General features: G+C 43.3%; 17 protein-coding genes. 8 read left to right on the top strand and 9 right to left on the bottom strand.

Annotated features, from left to right (window positions below; genetic code table 11):
• Positions 1–213: 213 nt before the first annotated feature.
• Positions 214–768 carry a carboxymuconolactone decarboxylase family protein gene (locus PG901_RS01685; protein WP_271133251.1) on the top strand — a complete coding sequence of 185 codons (555 nt, stop codon included), beginning with the start codon at positions 214–216 and terminating at the stop codon, positions 766–768.
• A 166-nt stretch (positions 769–934) separates the two neighbouring features.
• On the opposite strand, the gene PG901_RS01680 is transcribed toward PG901_RS01685, so the two are convergent.
• Complete coding sequence (locus PG901_RS01680; RefSeq protein ID WP_271133250.1) at positions 935–1,534, bottom strand: TetR/AcrR family transcriptional regulator; 600 nt, start codon at positions 1,532–1,534, stop codon at positions 935–937.
• A gap of 210 nt (positions 1,535–1,744) precedes the next feature.
• Between PG901_RS01680 and PG901_RS01675 the strand changes: the two genes are divergently transcribed.
• Both PG901_RS01675 and PG901_RS01670 read left to right on the top strand, forming a co-directional pair.
• Complete coding sequence (locus tag PG901_RS01675) at positions 1,745–2,443, top strand: haloacid dehalogenase type II (RefSeq protein WP_271133249.1); 699 nt, start codon at positions 1,745–1,747, stop codon at positions 2,441–2,443.
• A gap of 47 nt (positions 2,444–2,490) precedes the next feature.
• Positions 2,491–3,027, top strand: coding sequence for a peroxiredoxin-like family protein (locus tag PG901_RS01670; RefSeq protein ID WP_271133248.1), 537 nt, complete (start codon positions 2,491–2,493; stop codon positions 3,025–3,027).
• 124 nt (positions 3,028–3,151) lie between these two features.
• On the opposite strand, the gene PG901_RS01665 is transcribed toward PG901_RS01670, so the two are convergent.
• The 6 genes from PG901_RS01665 to PG901_RS01640 form a co-directional block, all read right to left on the bottom strand.
• The gene (locus PG901_RS01665) at positions 3,152–4,183 is read right to left on the bottom strand and encodes a hypothetical protein (protein WP_271133247.1); all 1,032 of its coding nucleotides are present in this window, start codon (positions 4,181–4,183) and stop codon (positions 3,152–3,154) included.
• A 125-nt stretch (positions 4,184–4,308) separates the two neighbouring features.
• Entirely contained in the window at positions 4,309–4,779 is a 471-nt protein-coding gene (locus PG901_RS01660) for an acyl-CoA thioesterase (RefSeq protein ID WP_271133246.1), read from the bottom strand.
• A gap of 109 nt (positions 4,780–4,888) precedes the next feature.
• Positions 4,889–6,625 (bottom strand): fatty acid--CoA ligase, encoded by a 1,737-nt coding sequence (locus tag PG901_RS01655; RefSeq protein WP_271133245.1) that lies wholly within the window; start codon positions 6,623–6,625, stop codon positions 4,889–4,891.
• Between the two features lie 65 nt (positions 6,626–6,690).
• Positions 6,691–7,893: a 3-oxoadipyl-CoA thiolase gene (locus PG901_RS01650; protein ID WP_271133244.1), complete on the bottom strand. Its 1,203-nt coding sequence runs from the start codon at positions 7,891–7,893 to the stop codon at positions 6,691–6,693.
• A gap of 92 nt (positions 7,894–7,985) precedes the next feature.
• Positions 7,986–9,563 (bottom strand): 3-hydroxyacyl-CoA dehydrogenase, encoded by a 1,578-nt coding sequence (locus PG901_RS01645; RefSeq protein WP_271133243.1) that lies wholly within the window; start codon positions 9,561–9,563, stop codon positions 7,986–7,988.
• A gap of 65 nt (positions 9,564–9,628) precedes the next feature.
• Entirely contained in the window at positions 9,629–10,405 is a 777-nt protein-coding gene (locus tag PG901_RS01640) for an enoyl-CoA hydratase (RefSeq protein WP_201625586.1), read from the bottom strand.
• A gap of 335 nt (positions 10,406–10,740) precedes the next feature.
• On the opposite strand from PG901_RS01640, the gene PG901_RS01635 reads away from it, so the two are divergent.
• The 3 genes from PG901_RS01635 (at position 10,741) to PG901_RS01625 (ending at position 14,357) form a co-directional block, all read left to right on the top strand.
• Positions 10,741–11,895, top strand: coding sequence for an acyl-CoA dehydrogenase family protein (locus PG901_RS01635; RefSeq protein WP_271133242.1), 1,155 nt, complete (start codon positions 10,741–10,743; stop codon positions 11,893–11,895).
• Between the two features lie 155 nt (positions 11,896–12,050).
• Positions 12,051–13,316, top strand: coding sequence for an MFS transporter (locus PG901_RS01630; protein WP_201625587.1), 1,266 nt, complete (start codon positions 12,051–12,053; stop codon positions 13,314–13,316).
• A 195-nt stretch (positions 13,317–13,511) separates the two neighbouring features.
• A complete protein-coding gene (locus tag PG901_RS01625) occupies positions 13,512–14,357 on the top strand; it encodes an IclR family transcriptional regulator (RefSeq protein ID WP_201625588.1) in 846 nt (281 codons plus the stop codon).
• A gap of 117 nt (positions 14,358–14,474) precedes the next feature.
• Here PG901_RS01625 and PG901_RS01620 read toward each other — a convergent pair whose 3' ends face one another.
• Positions 14,475–15,212 (bottom strand): rhodanese-like domain-containing protein, encoded by a 738-nt coding sequence (locus PG901_RS01620; RefSeq protein ID WP_271133241.1) that lies wholly within the window; start codon positions 15,210–15,212, stop codon positions 14,475–14,477.
• 83 nt (positions 15,213–15,295) lie between these two features.
• Between PG901_RS01620 and PG901_RS01615 the strand changes: the two genes are divergently transcribed.
• Both PG901_RS01615 and PG901_RS13670 read left to right on the top strand, forming a co-directional pair.
• Entirely contained in the window at positions 15,296–15,736 is a 441-nt protein-coding gene (locus PG901_RS01615; RefSeq protein WP_201629483.1) for a transposase family protein, read from the top strand.
• Between the two features lie 8 nt (positions 15,737–15,744).
• Positions 15,745–16,128, top strand: a complete 384-nt coding sequence (locus tag PG901_RS13670; protein ID WP_413786834.1) for a transposase family protein — start codon at positions 15,745–15,747, stop codon at positions 16,126–16,128.
• Here PG901_RS13670 and PG901_RS01610 read toward each other — a convergent pair.
• A complete protein-coding gene (locus PG901_RS01610) occupies positions 16,106–16,756 on the bottom strand; it encodes an MBL fold metallo-hydrolase (protein ID WP_271133240.1) in 651 nt (216 codons plus the stop codon). The genes PG901_RS13670 and PG901_RS01610 overlap by 23 nt on opposite strands.
• Between the last annotated feature and the right edge of the window lie 191 nt (positions 16,757–16,947).

Below are 16,947 nucleotides of genomic sequence, written 5' to 3'. Positions count from 1 at the left end.
GTAAATCACACTTACAAATAAATGAGCGTTCATTCAATTATAATTTGAGCGTTTGCTCAAAATGATTTATAGTGGTCGCAGTTGTCGAGCTACTTAATAAAATCCTATCTACTAAATTGAGCGTTCACTCAAATATAGGTGATTTATTTCCTAGTATCTCACTTCATATGATTACTACAACCATTCATTAATTACGATTAGAAGGACTTTTATATGACTGAATTTACCCTACACGACAAAAACACCGCTCCAGCAGAAAGCAAAGACTTGCTTGATGTATCTATCAAAGCGTTTGGTATGGTACCTAATCTACATGCCGTCATGGCTGAAGCGCCTGGCTTGCTTGAAGGCTATCAGCGCCTGCATCAGTTGTTTTTAGACAGCAGTTTCGATGATGAAGAAATCACGGTCGTTTGGCAAACCATCAACGTCGAGCATGAGTGTCACTATTGCGTCCCTGCCCATACAGGCATTGCCAAAAGCATGAAAGTAGATGACGCGATAACCGAAGCCTTGCGTAACGAGACACCATTACCTACTGAAAAACTAGAAGCGTTACGCGATTTTACGCTATCGGTCGTTCGAGATCGTGGTAATGTTAATGATGATGCAGTGCAAGCGTTCTTGGATGCAGGCTTTACTAAACGTCAGATTTTGGAAGTGGTTCTTGCAGCGGCGCAAAAAGTGATGAGCAACTACACCAACCATTTGGCCAACACGCCAATCGACAAGCCTTTCAAAAAGTTTGAATGGCATAAAGTAAGCTAGTAAAAGATTGGTTAAAGGATAGCTAAGCTAAAGATTTAGGTTAGTCTTAGGATTTGGCTTTGGCTTTGGCTCTTTAATAGTAATAGCATTTGCGGCTGTATGGTAATCATCATACAGCCCTTTTATTAGGATAAAGAACTATACCTTGGTATGTTATTGTCTTAGCTTAGCCATCAAGGCGCAGCGCTTCTATAGACAATGCCATATCTTCAGCCAATGCATGTACTGCCTCGCTATCGACATCACGCTGGGCAAAGGCACGTAGCCCCATGACTTCAGCCTGTAAGCGTCGCCCTAGTCTGGTCGCATCCAGCGTACTATCCAGCTCACCAAGTTGCTGCGCGGCACTAAAGCAATCGATAAAGCGCGTCTCCATACCTGCCAGCAGCATTTCAACTTTTTTTAGCGCTGCTTGTTCACGAGCGCCAAGCTCGAGCAAGCTTTTGACCAACATACAGGCCTGACTTGGCAGCTCCTTGTCCCGTATGCCGCCGAGCTGACGCACATAAGCGGCCAATCCAAGCAAAGGCGATTCGTGATGGCTTAATATACGCTCAAGCTCCGTCAGACCCAATCGAGCATAATAATCCAATGCTTCTTGAAACAGTCCATCTTTACTGCCAAATGCAGCATAAATGCTCCCTGGACGCATATCGAGTGCTTCTTCAATATCTTTTAAAGATGTGGCATGAAAGCCTTTTTGCCAAAAAAGCTTTAGCGCTCGCTCTAACGCTTCCTGACGGTTATACAGTGCGGTACGTGACATAATATATTCCCATGTTTAAAAGCCATGACCTCAAATGATGAAATAAGCACGGCTGTACTATTTGAGTAATTACTCAATTTTATCTTGAATGATTACTCAAGTCCAGTTAAAGTAAATTGAACCAATTCTGCAATTTTACCCGTAGTCAGAACCATACACCTTTAGCTATAAAACTGCGGACAGCATCTATCACGATATATAGGAGCCTTTATGCCCTCTAATCCATCGCCCTCAGTCATCGTATTCGACGTTAATGAGACGCTGCTCGATATCGATAGCCTCGCGCCTTTATTTGCTCGACTATTTGGTGACGATAGAATATTAAGGGAATGGTTTGCCCAATTGGTGCTTTATTCGCAAACCATGACATTGTCGAATCTTTACACTCCTTTTGGCGAGCTTGGCGTTGGTGCATTACAGATGACAGCCGATATACATAGCGTTACGCTGACAGATAGCGATATTAATGAATTTAAGCAGCGTATGAATGAGATGCCAGCGCATCCTGATGCTGCACCAGCCTTAACCAAACTACGTGACGCAGGGTTTAGGCTAGTAACCTTGACCAATTCAGCCACTAGCGCGTCGCCTACGCCACTTGAACAGGCAGGATTAAGTGAGTTTTTTGAGCAGTCTTTTAGCGTTGAGACAGTAGAAAAATTCAAGCCTGCACCTGAAACTTATCAGATGGTGGCAAATGTATTATCTGTAGAGATGGCAGACCTCTGCCTCGTTGCCTGTCATCTTTGGGATACGATTGGCGCACAAGCGGCGGGCTGTCAGGGAGCCTTTGTCACGCGACCTTATAACGCCTTACTGCCCGCAGCTAAAGTACCAACGCCGGACTTCATAGCCTCAGACCTTATTATCCTTGCTGAAAAAATTATTGCTAAAAGTCAAACTTCGTAAAAGACTTATGCCAAGCCCATTAATATAAAACGTCAAAGGATAGCACCATGCAATCAGATAATAGCCAAAAACTTCGCGCCGGCACTCCATTTCCTGACATACAGGTACAAATGCTAAATGGTGAGATAAAATCGTTAGGCAAGCCTGAAAATGGTCACGATTGGAAATTGGTAGTGGTTTACCGCGGTAAGCATTGTCCCATTTGTACCAAGTACCTCAATCAGTTAGAGACAATAAAAAGCGCATTTTTTGATACTGGTGTCGATATCATTGCCATATCAGGAGATAGTAAACAGCAGTTAGAGGAGCATTTGGAAAAACTAACTATCAGCTTTCCGATAGCTTATGGTTTGACGATTGAGCAGATGCAGACGCTAGGTCTGTACATCTCTGACCCACGCTCAGAGAAGGAAACCGATCATCCCTTTGCCGAGCCTGGGGTGTTCGTGATTAATGCTAAAGGGGAAATTCAAATCATAGACATCTCGAACGCTCCGTTTGTCAGACCTGAGCTTGAAGCCCTTGCAAACGGCTTGTCTTTTATTCGAGAACACGACTATCCTATTCGTGGCACACATGAGTGATGATATGCGTAAAAATATAGAAAATGCTATGTTTAATTAGCTTGGTAAATCTTATAGCTTGGATTAACGTTTTAACAAAAAGGTTGCTAGCACTATATCCTATCCAGTGTTAGCAACCTTTAGCTTAGAAATTATATTTGGCCATTATTTCAACTTGCTGACCTTCTTTTACTGATGATAAGGTCTTATCACTGCGATCTCTCCATTCAATACCAAAATCCAGATCGGGTAAATAATTATAGATAAGGTTGATGCTTTTCACATTTACAGAGGTATCAGACGCATCATCGACATTAATCTCACCATAACGCAGGTTACTAAAAAGCTTCTCGGTAAATTTGTGTCTATAGCCTACCGTAAAGCCAGTTTGCGATATAAGCTTGCCGTCTTCTGCGTCACAATCTGAAGCGCCGGTCGCCCCAAGGACTTTTCCGACACATACTGTAGAATAAGCTCCCATCCCTTTACCGTTGTATACGCTCGCATGTAATGAGTCATTACCCAGTTTGAGTTTACCCGCCAAAGAAGCACCGACGCCTACATCTGAATCGTTTCCATTTTTAGCCTCACGTGCCGTGATTGCTAAGTTATAGCTCAGATCAGATATGTTATTTTTGTAGCTGACCACCATATCAGGCAGGTTGGCTTCATCATAAACAGGGTCTTGAGCTGTAAAACGAAGCCCCTTATGAGTGTAATGTACAGTCAAATCTGGACGAATATCAGCGCCGCCACCAGAGATGGTGCCCAATCCCGTACCTTTAAAGTCGAGCTGCTCAGTCAAAAGTGGGTAGACCGCTAAGAACTGGCCATTCCATGTCTTACCTACGGTCAAATCATCGAGCTGAACATACGCATGGCGCAGCCGTAAGTCTGAACCACCATTTGCCGCATTACCATAGAAATCCCCTTCAATAAAACCCGTTAGTTTTTTATCCTCTACGTTCTTGGTAGTTTTTAGATTAATCCGAGTTTGCCGTGCATTTCCTTTGAACTCAGACTCGCCTTCATCTGGAGAATAAAAGATACCTTCGGCTTTAACATAACCACCGATACTGAAAGTGGTGTCCCCATTTGTGACAAGCTCTATGGCTTGTGCTTGTACGCATGCCCCAAGGACAGCCAAACCAAAAGACAGTTTTTTGATATAAAGCATGATCTATACATTCCTTGTTTTGTTTTAAAATCCATTTCAATCCTTTTAAATCTCTACTGCTACCGCATTTTTTAGTATTATAAATACCAGCACCATATCCTTATATAAAAAACTTGCCTCCTGATTTAATTAAAACTTTCAAAAGCAGTAATCGCGGCTTTTTTTGTTTCATCGATATTTTTCTTTTGTCCGCTGGCTTTATCAAGATATACCAACACGGACTCAGCCTTAGCAACGATGCTATTTAACACGGTACTATAATAGGTATATTCATGAATCAAACTGGCATTGCCGATTTTCTTCACTCGAACCCCAATCCACAAAGTATCGGGATAAGTCACCGGTTTGAAATATTGACAGGATGATGCTGCCATGACTGAAAAGGTATTTTCATTAAATAAATTTAATTGACTATTATAGTAAATACGAGCGTTTTGGGCATAAGTGTAATAGACCACATTATTAACATGACCAAAGGAATCCATATCGCCCCACTCTACTTGTTGAGAATAGATAACCGCAAAGCCATGCATGGGATGGTGTTTGTCTTTATTAAGCGTCTCTTGTACTTCCGGTAATATAGCTAAAGCCTTCATAGTTTTCTCGTCTCGTCATACCAATAAACATACATGTTATTAATACACACGTTAAAATTATCAGTAAGCTTAAATGATTGTTTTAAAGTCATTGAAAGACCTTTTTAAATTAAATCAGTTTTTCTGCGTACATCATGCGCATTCTTTTTTTATCAAGCTTACCCACACTGGTTTTTGGCATTTCCACTAAAAACTTGATTTCACTTGGCACGCCATACTTTGGTAAATGGCCTTTTTCCACGGCTTGATGGCCCAAGGCTAAAATATCTTCCGCTTTGGTGTCTACATATTCAGGTTTTAAAACCACCAATGCTAAAGGTCGTTCGCCCCATCTTTCATCTGGCACTCCAATCACGGCAACATCAGCGACACTCGGGTGAAAGGATAAAATGGTCTCAACTTCAAGCGAGGATACCCACTCACCACCAGACTTAATCACATCTTTTAGTCGATCCGTAATGCTTAGAGTACCGTCAGAGGAGATAGAGGCGATATCTTGGGTATGCATCCAGCCACCGCGCCATAGCTCATTGCCAGCATCTGAGTTTTTGAAATAGCTTTGAGTAAGCCATGGTGCTCGAATCACAAGTTCCCCTGTCGACTCACCATCCATTGGTAAAACTTTGCCGTTTTCATCCCAGATTTCCATTGAGACGAGCATAATCGGTGAGCCAGACAGACAACGATAATTAAGCTGCTCTTTCATTTCCATCGAGTCAGTTTTATCATCAAATACCGCTCTCGATAACACGGGACAAGATTCTGACATGCCAAATCCAGACATAAACTCAATACCGCTTTCAATGGCCGCTTTAGCCAAACCTTCATTCAGCTTTGAGCCACCGAGTAACAACTTCAGACCATCAAACTTACGTCCTCGTGCGGCCATCTCTTTTAATAGCATCTGTAAAATCGCAGGAACACCATGTGAAAGCGTGACTTTGTGCTGCTCAATTAAATCCACCAACATTGGGGCTAGATAGCGCCCCGGATATACTTGTTTAAGCCCTATCATGGTTGCCCCATACGGCCAGCACCAAGCATGCACATGGAATAATGGCGTCATTGGCATGTACACATCATTGTAGCGAGCGCCTTGACCTTCGGCATTTAGCGCGGATGCTAGCGTACTCGCCAGCGTCTGTAATACGATCTGTCGATGGGTAAAGAAAACCCCTTTTGGGTCACCCGTCGTGCCACTGGTATAAAATGTGGTGGCGATGGTGTTTTCATCGAAATCTGGAAAGTCGAACGCATCGCTGGCCGCCGCTAGCATGGCTTCATACTCACCTTCGACATAATCTGGCATGCTAGCTTGCTCAGTTTTTGTACCGTTTTTTGTATCGTCTTCGCCATACTCAGCATCATCAAAGCCAGCATCATCAAAGCCAGTATCATCGAGCCAAATAATCTTCTCAATAGAAGGCGCTTCATGACGGTAATTTTTCGCCATTGGCTCAAATTCAGCATTTAAGAGCAAGGCTTTGGGTTTGGCGTGGTTGATGGTATACAGCACTTTATCTTCAGCCAAGCGTACATTGACCGTTTGTAAAATCATGCCAGACATCGGCACGGCAAAATACGCTTCAAGGTAACGATGACTGTCCCAGTCCATAACCGCAACCACGTCACCTGCTTGCAAACCCATGTTTTTAAGGACGTTTGCCAAGCGATTAACCCGCTTAAAAAATTCAGCATAGGTATAAGTAACCTTATCGGCATAACTAATGGTTTGATCAGTAGAGGCAATTTTTGCACGGTTTAGCAGCTGTTTGATAATCAAAGGAAAACCATACGCTTCTTGAGCTTGCTGGTAGTCCTCATGTTTGTTAAGTATAGAAGTCATTATTGTCGTCCTTGATAATAAAATAGTATGGCGAGGGCAGTAATAGTAAAGGTAGCTTAAAATACTTAGACTCGTTCTATCACCATGGCAAGCCCTTGCCCAATGCCAATACACAAACTAACCACCGCGTATTTTTCGCCCGTACGCTGTAGCTCACGCGCCGTACTTAACGCAAGTCTTGCGCCTGATGCACCCAGCGGATGTCCGACGGCAATCGCACCGCCATTGGGGTTGACACGCTTGTCATCAAAATCGATGTCTAAACCTTTTAGACAGCCGAGTACCTGCGAGGCAAATGCTTCATTAATCTCAATGATGGACATATCATCAAGGGTTAAATCAGCGCGTTTCAATGCCAGTTTAATGGCTTCAACAGGTCCTACGCCCATAATATTAGGCTCAACACCCATAGCACCAGATGACAGAATCTTGGCAATAGGCTTAAAGCCCAACTTTTCTTCTGCCTGCTTTGAGCCAATAATCAGCGCAGCTGCACCATCATTAATACCTGACGCATTGCCTGCTGTGACGACACCTTCGTTGTTTAAAGGCTTAAGTTTTTGTAACGCTTCAACAGTAGAGCTGGCACGAGGATGCTCATCATCCAATATCGCTTTTTCTGGCAGTTTTTTACCTTGCGATACCATAATTGGCGTTATTTCATCGTCGAAAAACCCAGTTTGTTTGGCTGCTTGGTACTTAGCTTGTGAGGCTGCTGCGAATTTGTCCGCTTCTTCTCGAGTGATACCGTATTTGCGAGCCACATTATCACCCGTTTGCGGCATGCTATCGCTACCAAACTGTTTTTCGATGATAGGATTGGGGAAGCGGCTGCCAATGGTGGTATCAAATACTTTAAATTCACGACTAAAAGGCTGCTCGGTTTTGGCAAATACAAAGGGTGCGCGGGTCATTGACTCAACGCCACCTGCTAAAAATATATCCCCCTCATTACAAGTAATACTACGAGCGGCATCGATAATGGTCGATAGTCCTGAAGCGCATAAGCGATTGACGGTTTGACCGGGTGTTTTGACATCTAACCCTGCTAGCAGCGCAGCATTACGGGCGATATTGCGTGAGTCCTCACCGGCTTGATTGGTATTACCAATCAATACTTCATCAAAGATATCGTTAGGCAGTTGGTGCTTTTCGACCAAAGCTTTCATTACTGTCGCAATCATGTCATCGGGACGTACGGTGGCTAATGCTCCACCATGGCGACCAAAAGGGCTTCTTAACCCGTCATAAATATAGGCATCTAACATAACTGTTCCTTGTTGTGTTTTGAGAGTTTTTCTGAATAAAATATAGGGCTTAGCAACTGTACACTTGGGCGCGCTAAGTCATTAATAAGCCATTAGCTTGAATAATTATTTTGCTGAGTAAACAGTGAAACACCTAGGGTGGCGCGGCGTTGCAGCCATGGGCTAGGACGATAACGTGGATCACCCGTTAACCCATGAATACGCTCTAAGATAAGTAAGATACGCTGGGCACCAAGCTCGTCCCCCCATGAGATAGGACCATACGGATAACCCAATCCAAGCTTGACGGCATTGTCAATATCCTTTGGTGTGGCAATACCTTGCATCGCGATATCACAACCTAAATTAATTACCATGGCAATAACTCGCTGCGCCACAAAACCCGTGCTTTCGGTAATTAGTGTGGCATCGATAGCAACATTTGAACCCTCATCCGAGCTTTTATCGAATTTATTACTTCTACCAAATAGGGCATAAGCTTGCGCTATAAAGTTATCTTGGGTGACGATACTTGGCATCAACGTACGATGCTTGGATAAGTCAGTCAGCATATCGATGGCTACCGCTTGTTTAGGATTAACCTGATAGCGAATAGCCGCATTGGTCGTATCGTCACCATAGATTGCCAGCAATATTAAACTGTCAGGGTTTGGCTTATCATTGTCGTCGATATTGATGCCGTTAGCGTTTAGGTAATCAACCAGTTGTTTTTTATCTTCTACCAAATCCGCCCCAATCCAAACTGAGAGGTTTGAGATATCAGAATCTGTCTTAAAAGGTAATTGTTTAGATGTATCTGCTACAACTTTTTGACCACCTTTATACTTATAAAAACCTTCACCAACTTTACGACCAAGCTTTTTTCCTATTAGCATCTGACGGGTTAAAGGATGCGGACGATAGCGCGGCTCAGAATAATACTGGTTATAAACAGACTCCATAACTGGATGCGATACGTCGATACCGGTGAGATCAAGCAGCTCAAACGGTCCCATTCGAAAGCCAGCCCCTTCACGTAAAATAAGATCTATATCCTCAAAACTAGCGACTCCCTCGCCTAATATTTTTAAGGCTTCCGTGCCATAAGCTCTGCCGCCATGATTGACAATAAACCCGGGGGTGTCTTTTGCCACCACCCCTAAATGCCCCATGCGTTTGGCTAGAGTTGTAAGCGTTTCTACTACTGATTGTTTGGTAGAGATGCCCGGAATCACTTCAACGATTTTCATTAGCGGCACGGGGTTAAAGAAGTGAAATCCTGCTACGCGCTCTGGGTGCTCACAATCGGAGGCAATCGCGGTCACTGCTAGTGATGAGGTATTGGTTGCCAAAATCGTCTCAGCAGGAACAATGCTTTCTAGTTGTTTAAAAAGCTGTTGTTTTATTTCTAAATTTTCGACAATCGCTTCGATTACGACATCTACCTCAGCAATTTTGGCTATATTTTCAATCACGGTCAGATTAGCTAAGGTAGACTGTAGTTGCTCGTCGTTAAATTTACCTTTAGCGGTCAGTTTTTCGAGGGTCGCTTGAAGAGATTGGCGTCCTTGCTCAGCAGCTCCTGCCTTGGCATCAAATAAAAGTACTTGAATGCCCGCTTGCGCTGCGATTTGGGCGATACCCATACCCATAATGCCTGTACCAATAATGGCCAATGTGTTCACGGTCATAATAATCCTTTATATGCTCTCTTTTTGAAAATTGATTTAGCTATGCCTATGTTTGTCTCAACAAGCTACTGTCCTTTGTATTCAGCACTACGTTTTTCCAAAAAGGCTTTCGCCCCTTCTTTTTGATCTTCAGTATCAAACAAAATCTGAAAGGCTTTACGCTCTAGAGCCAATGCGCCTTGTAGCGGCATATCCACCCCGAGGTTGGCAACTTCTTTGATTTGAGTTAAAGCAATCGGTGAATACCCTGCGAGTTGTTCAGCGATTTCAATAGCACGTTTGATAGTAGCTTCATCTTCGACCACTTCAGAAACCAATCCCATTTGATCCGCTGCATCAGCACTTATCATGTCGCCCGTTAATATCAGCTTCATGGCTTTATGTTTGCCAATCACGCGAAACAGCCGCTGCGTGCCCCCTGCTCCTGGCATCAGCCCTATTTTGATTTCTGGTTGTCCAAACTTAGCCGACTTGCCAGCGACGATGATGTCAGCATGCATAGCAAGCTCACAGCCGCCGCCAAGGGCATAACCATTGACCGCTGCAATAATCGGCTTACGGCAATTGGTGATGGCATCCCAATAACGTTCGCTATGACGGAGATACACATCAACCGTTTTTGCGGTTAAAAAGTCATTAATATCAGCGCCCGCGGCGAACACTTTGTCACCACCCGTCAGCACAATAGCTTTAATCTGAGGGTCATCGTTTAATTGGATAAAAATATCTGCCAGTTTCTGACGTAATTCGGTATTTAAAGCATTTCGAACTTTAGGACGATTAAGCCTTATCACGCAAACGCCATTTACTTGCTGCTCAATTAAAATTATTTGCTCTTCCATGATGCCATCCTTTAAATAGTGTCCTTTAATTTAAACAGTGCCTTTAAGCAAAATACGGCAATCCTTAAAACACCTTAAAATTGTGATAATTAATACCGCATAGCGATATCTAGTGCCAATATATACTGTTTATTTCCATTTGTGAAGAGAAAACCCCAGTTAAATTCAGAAATAAACCCTAAGTCAAAGATATTTACTCTTAATAAATACCGCATTGCGGTTTTTTAAACCAAAAGTATTGTAATTTAATAAACTATCCATTATGCTGTTTGTTCGAATTAACCATAAAGTCCCTATTAGCAATATTAGATATTATTTCAACAAGGAAGAACTACATGATTAGAGATAAGGAAGTACTCGACCATATCGTCCAAACTGTTCGTCAGTTTGTAAACAACCAGTTGATACCGAAAGAAGATTGGGTAGCAGAAAACGACCGTCTGCCAGAAGAGATCATCAGCCAGATGCGTGAATTAGGGCTGTTTGGACTGACCATTCCCGAAGAGTACGGCGGGCTTGGCGTTACTATGGAAGAAGAAGTCACACTGGCATTTGAATTGGGACGCACCTCACCCGCTTTTCGCTCATTAATAGGGACAAATAACGGTATCGGCTCATCTGGTCTTGTGATTGATGGCACCGAAGAACAAAAACAAAAATATCTGCCAAGACTTGCCAGTGGTGAAATCATCGGCTCTTTTTGCTTGACCGAACCAGAGTCAGGCTCAGATGCTGCCTCACTCCGAACCACGGCTATTAAAGATGGTGACAACTATGTACTTAATGGCACCAAGCGTTATATAACCAATGCCCCTCAAGCGGGTATATTTACCGTCATGGCACGTACTGACCCCGACAATAAAAGGTCGGGCGGTATTTCAGCATTTATCGTTGAGAGCGATACCCCTGGTATTACGCTTGGCAAAATTGACAAAAAAATGGGGCAAAAAGGCGCTCATACCTGTGATGTGATTTTTGATAACTGCGTCGTTCCTGCTAGTGCTTTGATAGGTGGTGTCGAAGGTGTAGGTTTCAAAACGGCCATGAAAGTCCTTGATAAAGGACGCTTACATATCGCCGCCGCAAGTACCGGAGCAGCTACTCGAATGCTAGACGATGCGCTACGTTATGCGGTGGAGCGTAAGCAATTTGGGCAACCGATTGCCAACTTTCAGCTTATTCAAGCGATGCTTGCTGATTCAAAAGCAGAGATTTATGCGGCCAAATCTATGGTATTAGATGCTTCACGCCTGCGCGATGAAGGTAAAGACGTCGTTACCGAGTCGTCATGTGCCAAGATGTTTGCCACTGAAATGTGCGGCCGCGTCGCTGATAGAGCGGTGCAAATTCATGGCGGTGCTGGTTATATCGCCGACTATGGTATTGAGCGTTTTTATCGTGATGTGCGCTTATATCGTTTATATGAAGGGACTACTCAGATTCAGCAAATCATCATTGCTCGCAATATGATTAAAGAGGTGAGCGAGTAGTTTTCACTTATTTAAATGCTAGTTATTTGATTAGTAACAGGTATTTACATTATTAAAGCGTATTGAGGTATTTGCTGGGATGCAGATACCTGAGTAACGTCACTATACCCATATGCTCATAGTCTTTTACTCTCACAACAATAAGGATATAAATTGTGAAAAGTGCCGCTATAATTTCAAATCCGAGCTTAATTCCTGTGCAAAAACAGCCTTGGAAATTGGCCTTCTTTTTTTGTTTTCTAGTTTTATTATGTGATGGAGCCGATATTGGTATTCTCGCCTTTACACTTTCAAGTATAAAGCTAGAATTTGGGTTGACCAATGTACAAGCGGGTGCTTTAGGCAGTTGGTCCTTATTTGGCATGGCCATCGGTGGGTTTTTCGGTGGTTGGGCCTGTGATCGTTTTGGTCGAGTGCGTGTGATCGTGCTTGCGACAGCGCTCTTCTCCCTTCTGTCTGGCTTTAGTGGTTTTGTGCAAAGCTATGAGCAGTTTGTAGCATTAAGATTCACCGCTTGTTTGGGTCTTGGCAGCTTATACATTGCTACCAATACCTTGATGTCTGAGATGGTACCTACCAAACATCGAACGACGGTACTTGCCGCATTGATGACAGGTTTTACCTTAGGGTCTTTGGTTATCACCAGCATCTCAGCTTGGATTATTCCAAGTTATGGTTGGCGCACACTATACCTGTTAACGTTTTTACCTATTATTCTATCGATAGCTATGTACTTTCTTATACCTGAACCAAATTCTTGGAAAGCGGCACGTGCTCTTAAACTCAGTGGTGCAAAAGATTCGCTACAAAAACCTGAAAATCCTTATAAAGCCATATTTGAAAATCCCAAACATCGCATCATGTTCATCTTATGGTCAATGAGTTCAGGTCTTTTACTATTTGGCTATTTCGGAGTCAGCAACTGGCTACCTTCTTACCTAGAAACTGAATTGGGCATCAAATTTAAAGAGATGGCGCTATATATGGCGGGCACTTATCTGACCATGATGTTTGCTAAAGTCGTGGCAGGTCTAGTGGCGGATAAAATTGGGCGTAAAATAGTCTTTGCATTCGGTACTATGGGTACGGCGCTCTTTATTCCAGTATTGGTATATTTCCATACCCCTGAAAACATCGGTTGGCTCATGTTAACCTTTGGTTTCTTATACGGCATCCCTTATGCTATCAATGCCACCTATTTAACAGAAAGCTTTCCTACTGCTATTCGAGGTACTGCTATTGGCGGTGCATTCAATATCGGACGCTTGGGTTCGGTTATTGCACCCGTCGCCATTGGTTATATGGCCATGCAAAACTCTATCGGCGCAGGTTTGTTGCTGATGGCAGGCGCGTACTTCTTATGTGGTCTTATCCCAACCTTGTTCATTAAAGAACAACAGTACGACCCACAAAAGGCGTAATATTACTCAATATATATACCGCATAGCGAAATAGCTTATAATAACTGTGTTAAGAATTTAATGGCATCTTTAATATAGTATGATTAAAGATGCCGACTACTATTAGCCTAGAATCCTTTTTTTGATTATAAAGTACGGTAAATAGTGCGTTTACTATCATATTTATATTAACTTGATTGAGATTAAAAATAATATATGACAACTAAAAACCTTATGGATGAAGGCACTAACAATACAACGCATATTGAATTGCTAGAGCCCATTGCAGAGATGAGAGATCAAAATGACAGGCAATTTGTCACCGCTTTGGCTCGAGGACTTGAGCTGCTGCGTTGTTTTACCCCGCAGCGTCCTTATCTTGGCAACCAAGACTTAAGCCAATTAACAGGGCTTCCGAAAGGCACAATCACGCGTCTCACTTATACCTTAGTCAAGTTAGGATATTTAAAGCAATCGACGAACAGTAGTAAATATCAACTCTCTGTAGGTGTGTTGGGATTTGGCTATACAATGATGGCGAATATCTCTATCAATAATTTGGTCACGCCGTACATGGAAGAGCTGGCAGATTATGCTAACAGTGCCGTTGCTATGGCAACTCGTGATCGCCTGACGATGGTATATCTCAATGTCGTACAAGGCTCAAGCACCACTACGATGCGGCGCAATGTCGGCTCGTACTTACCTATTCATTTAAGCTCAATGGGAAGAGCATGTTTGGCTAGTATGCCGCAGGCGGAGCAAGAGTTCATCCTTGACGCTATTCGTACTAAGCATAAAGATGATTGGCTAAAAATTAGGCGAGGACTGGACAAAGCCTTTAAGGATTATGATGATTATGGGTACTGTTTTTCGATTAGTGAATGGCAAAAAGACGTCAATGCAGTTGCCACGGCCTTGATGCATCCGACTGAAGGTCTACTGACCTTTAATTGCGGCGCACCAAACTTTGTCCTTAGCCGTGACAAACTAGAGGAAGATATCGCCCCGCGTCTGTTGCATATGAAAAACAGTATTGAAGACAACCTTTATATCAGCTAAGACGGCACTATTGGTTGTTAATTGGCTATGGATTCAGTGATTATGGATTCAATGACTATGGTCGCGTATATTTAATATCCCTATTCAATTTTCAATAAATATATAAGCCACTTTATATCAATTATGCCCTGCTTTCCATGCACCCATAGAGCCGAGATAAATATCAAGATTATCGAACCCTCGGCTTGCTAGCCACCCAGCGGCTACCGTCGCCCGCGCGCCACTGGCACACATCAAAGTATAGTGATGACTTTTATCAAGTTCGTGCCAGCGCTCGTTCAGTTGACCGACATAAATATGCTGTGATCCTTCAATCGCTGTGGCGGCGCGCTCGTCAACGTCGCGGACGTCAAGCAGTGTCCAGCTATCTTCCTCTTTGCCTTTATTATTCATCAAACGTGCTTCAACCTCAGCGGTGTCAATCATAGGGGTTCGTTGCATCTCCTGACCCTGAGCCGCTGCCGGTACTACGCCAATATAACCACCCATAATATTATCAAAGGCGATTCTTACCAGATGCACCATTGCCGTGGCAAGCTGCTCCTCATCTGAGGCAATCAGCACCATACTTTCCCCTTCACGAATGAACCAGCCCGCAAAAGCAGATATCATGCCGACAGGCAAACTCATTGACCGCGGAAAATGACCAGCAGCATACGCCATCGGCTCGCGAATATCGATTAGATGGTCAGCCGTGCAGCTTTGAAGTTGCTTTAGCGACAGATGACGCGGGCGCATGACCGGCGGTGGCGCCTCACCACCTTCCATATTGAGCCGCTCCATTAGCCTAAAATACGGCGGCTGATAATGGTTCTCACTGACTTTAAACTGAATAAAGGCCTCACGATCCGTCATCTGTAAACGTGGGTTATTAGACCTCTTGCAAAAGTAGCAGAGGATTTTACAATAACTAATACATTCACAACTGGCTAAGAACCATGCCAAACATAGATAAGCTACTCGAACAAAATAACGCTGGCTTCAAACGCTACACGGGCATTCATAAAGCGACCTTTTATGAAATGCTTGAGGCCATGCAGCAGCATGAAACCCAAAAGACCAAATCAGGTAGACCAAGCGTGCTTAGTCTTGAGGCGCAAATATTACTGGCCCTTACTTATTGGCGTGAATACCGGACGCTGTACCACATCAGTATGGACTTCGGTATTCATGAGTCTTCTGCTAGCCGTATTATTCGTAAAGTAGAATATGTTCTTATCAATTCAGGCAAGTTTGAATTACCCAAAAAGCTGCCTAGTAGAGTCGATGACGACATCAATTGGTCAGTCGTGATTGTCGATGCAACCGAAACCCCTATTGAGCGTCCAAAAAAAACCAAAGAGACTACTATAGCGGCAAGAAGAAACAACACACCTTAAAAGCGCAAGTGATCGTCCACTGGAAAACAGGCTTAATATTAGATGTTCAAACGTCCAAAGGGTCAATCCACGATTTTAAGCTGTATAAAGATACTTGTCCCGACTGGCTTCCTTGTGACACTAAGCTATTAGGGGATAGTGGCTATCAGGGCATTGCAAAGTTACATGAACAGAGCTTCACCCCCTTTAAAAAGCCACGTGGGGGTCAATTGTTAGAGCTCTGCAAACAAGCCAATCAGTATCTCGCTAAGTTTCGCATTATGGTTGAACACAAAATAGGCTTAATCAAACGGTTCAAAATCGTGGCTCATAAATATCGTAACCGTCGTCAGCGCTACGATCTTAGAATGAAGCTATTCGCCAGTATTGTTAATTTCGAGCTTGGCTTATGACTTTTGCAAGAGGTCTATTCACTCTCTCATGGCCGACAGTAGAAAACTCGCGTTCTGCCATGCTTGAGCCGCACACAGATCCCGCACCATGAGCGGGATATATAATCGCCTGATCCCCAAGCGCCAGTATTTTTTGTAGTGAATCATACAGTAGACCCGCGACTTCCTCGCGCCGTTCAGGATAAAAGTCAGTTCGACCAACATCTCCCACAAATAAAGCATCACCTGTAAAAACACCCACCGCCTTGTCTGGATAAGCAGTATCGAATAGCGCGTAGGCAAGGTGATCATCGGTATGGCCAGGCGTTTCTAGCACTTGAATATTAAGCTGACCAATGATGAAGCAATCACCATCACGTACTGTTTGAGCATAGACTATGGGCTGTTCAGGATTAGGCCCATGCAATACGGTCGCCCCTGTCATGTCTGCTAAAATGGGGGCGCCAGAAACCAAATCTTCATTGCGATGGGTTTCAAATATATGGGTGATTTCAAGACCTGCTGCGCGAGCTTTCTCCACATAAATCGCGCAATCACGACGTGGATCTATCACCGCCGCTTGCCCGCCTGATCCCACTAAATAAGACAGATGAGCAAGACCAGGTGTTTTTATTTTTTCGAGCAGCATAGCTGTCTCCTTGTTTGAGATAGACCAATTTTCAACCGCAGATTACATTTGATTTTGCGCAAACAGATTATTTTAAATAATCAGTTCAAAATAAAGCATTTTTTATTGGTAAACCTCGAATTTGATAAATGATTAGCTGTTTTTAAAGCTAGCACGAATAATTGTCATATATCAATATACAACAACACATA

The sequence above is a fragment of the Psychrobacter sp. ANT_H3 genome, assembly GCF_027919975.1.
Classification (GTDB): Bacteria; Pseudomonadota; Gammaproteobacteria; order Pseudomonadales; family Moraxellaceae; genus Psychrobacter; species Psychrobacter maritimus.
Note: the sequence above shows the minus strand (reverse complement) of the source record. Positions and strands in the feature narration are given on the sequence as shown.

Excerpts from the sequence above, each read along its gene's own strand:
- PG901_RS01685 (WP_271133251.1), top strand. The coding sequence starts at position 214 with ATGACTGAATTTACCCTACACGACAAAAACACCGCTCCAGCAGAAAGC.
- PG901_RS01680 (WP_271133250.1), bottom strand. The coding sequence starts at position 1,534 with ATGTCACGTACCGCACTGTATAACCGTCAGGAAGCGTTAGAGCGAGCG.
- PG901_RS01675 (WP_271133249.1), top strand. The coding sequence starts at position 1,745 with ATGCCCTCTAATCCATCGCCCTCAGTCATCGTATTCGACGTTAATGAG.
- PG901_RS01670 (WP_271133248.1), top strand. The coding sequence starts at position 2,491 with ATGCAATCAGATAATAGCCAAAAACTTCGCGCCGGCACTCCATTTCCT.
- PG901_RS01665 (WP_271133247.1), bottom strand. The coding sequence starts at position 4,183 with ATGCTTTATATCAAAAAACTGTCTTTTGGTTTGGCTGTCCTTGGGGCA.
- PG901_RS01660 (WP_271133246.1), bottom strand. The coding sequence starts at position 4,779 with ATGAAGGCTTTAGCTATATTACCGGAAGTACAAGAGACGCTTAATAAA.
- PG901_RS01655 (WP_271133245.1), bottom strand. The coding sequence starts at position 6,625 with ATGACTTCTATACTTAACAAACATGAGGACTACCAGCAAGCTCAAGAA.
- PG901_RS01650 (WP_271133244.1), bottom strand. The coding sequence starts at position 7,893 with ATGTTAGATGCCTATATTTATGACGGGTTAAGAAGCCCTTTTGGTCGC.
- PG901_RS01645 (WP_271133243.1), bottom strand. The coding sequence starts at position 9,563 with ATGACCGTGAACACATTGGCCATTATTGGTACAGGCATTATGGGTATG.
- PG901_RS01640 (WP_201625586.1), bottom strand. The coding sequence starts at position 10,405 with ATGGAAGAGCAAATAATTTTAATTGAGCAGCAAGTAAATGGCGTTTGC.
- PG901_RS01635 (WP_271133242.1), top strand. The coding sequence starts at position 10,741 with ATGATTAGAGATAAGGAAGTACTCGACCATATCGTCCAAACTGTTCGT.
- PG901_RS01625 (WP_201625588.1), top strand. The coding sequence starts at position 13,512 with ATGACAACTAAAAACCTTATGGATGAAGGCACTAACAATACAACGCAT.
- PG901_RS01620 (WP_271133241.1), bottom strand. The coding sequence starts at position 15,212 with ATGACGGATCGTGAGGCCTTTATTCAGTTTAAAGTCAGTGAGAACCAT.
- PG901_RS01615 (WP_201629483.1), top strand. The coding sequence starts at position 15,296 with ATGCCAAACATAGATAAGCTACTCGAACAAAATAACGCTGGCTTCAAA.
- PG901_RS01610 (WP_271133240.1), bottom strand. The coding sequence starts at position 16,756 with ATGCTGCTCGAAAAAATAAAAACACCTGGTCTTGCTCATCTGTCTTAT.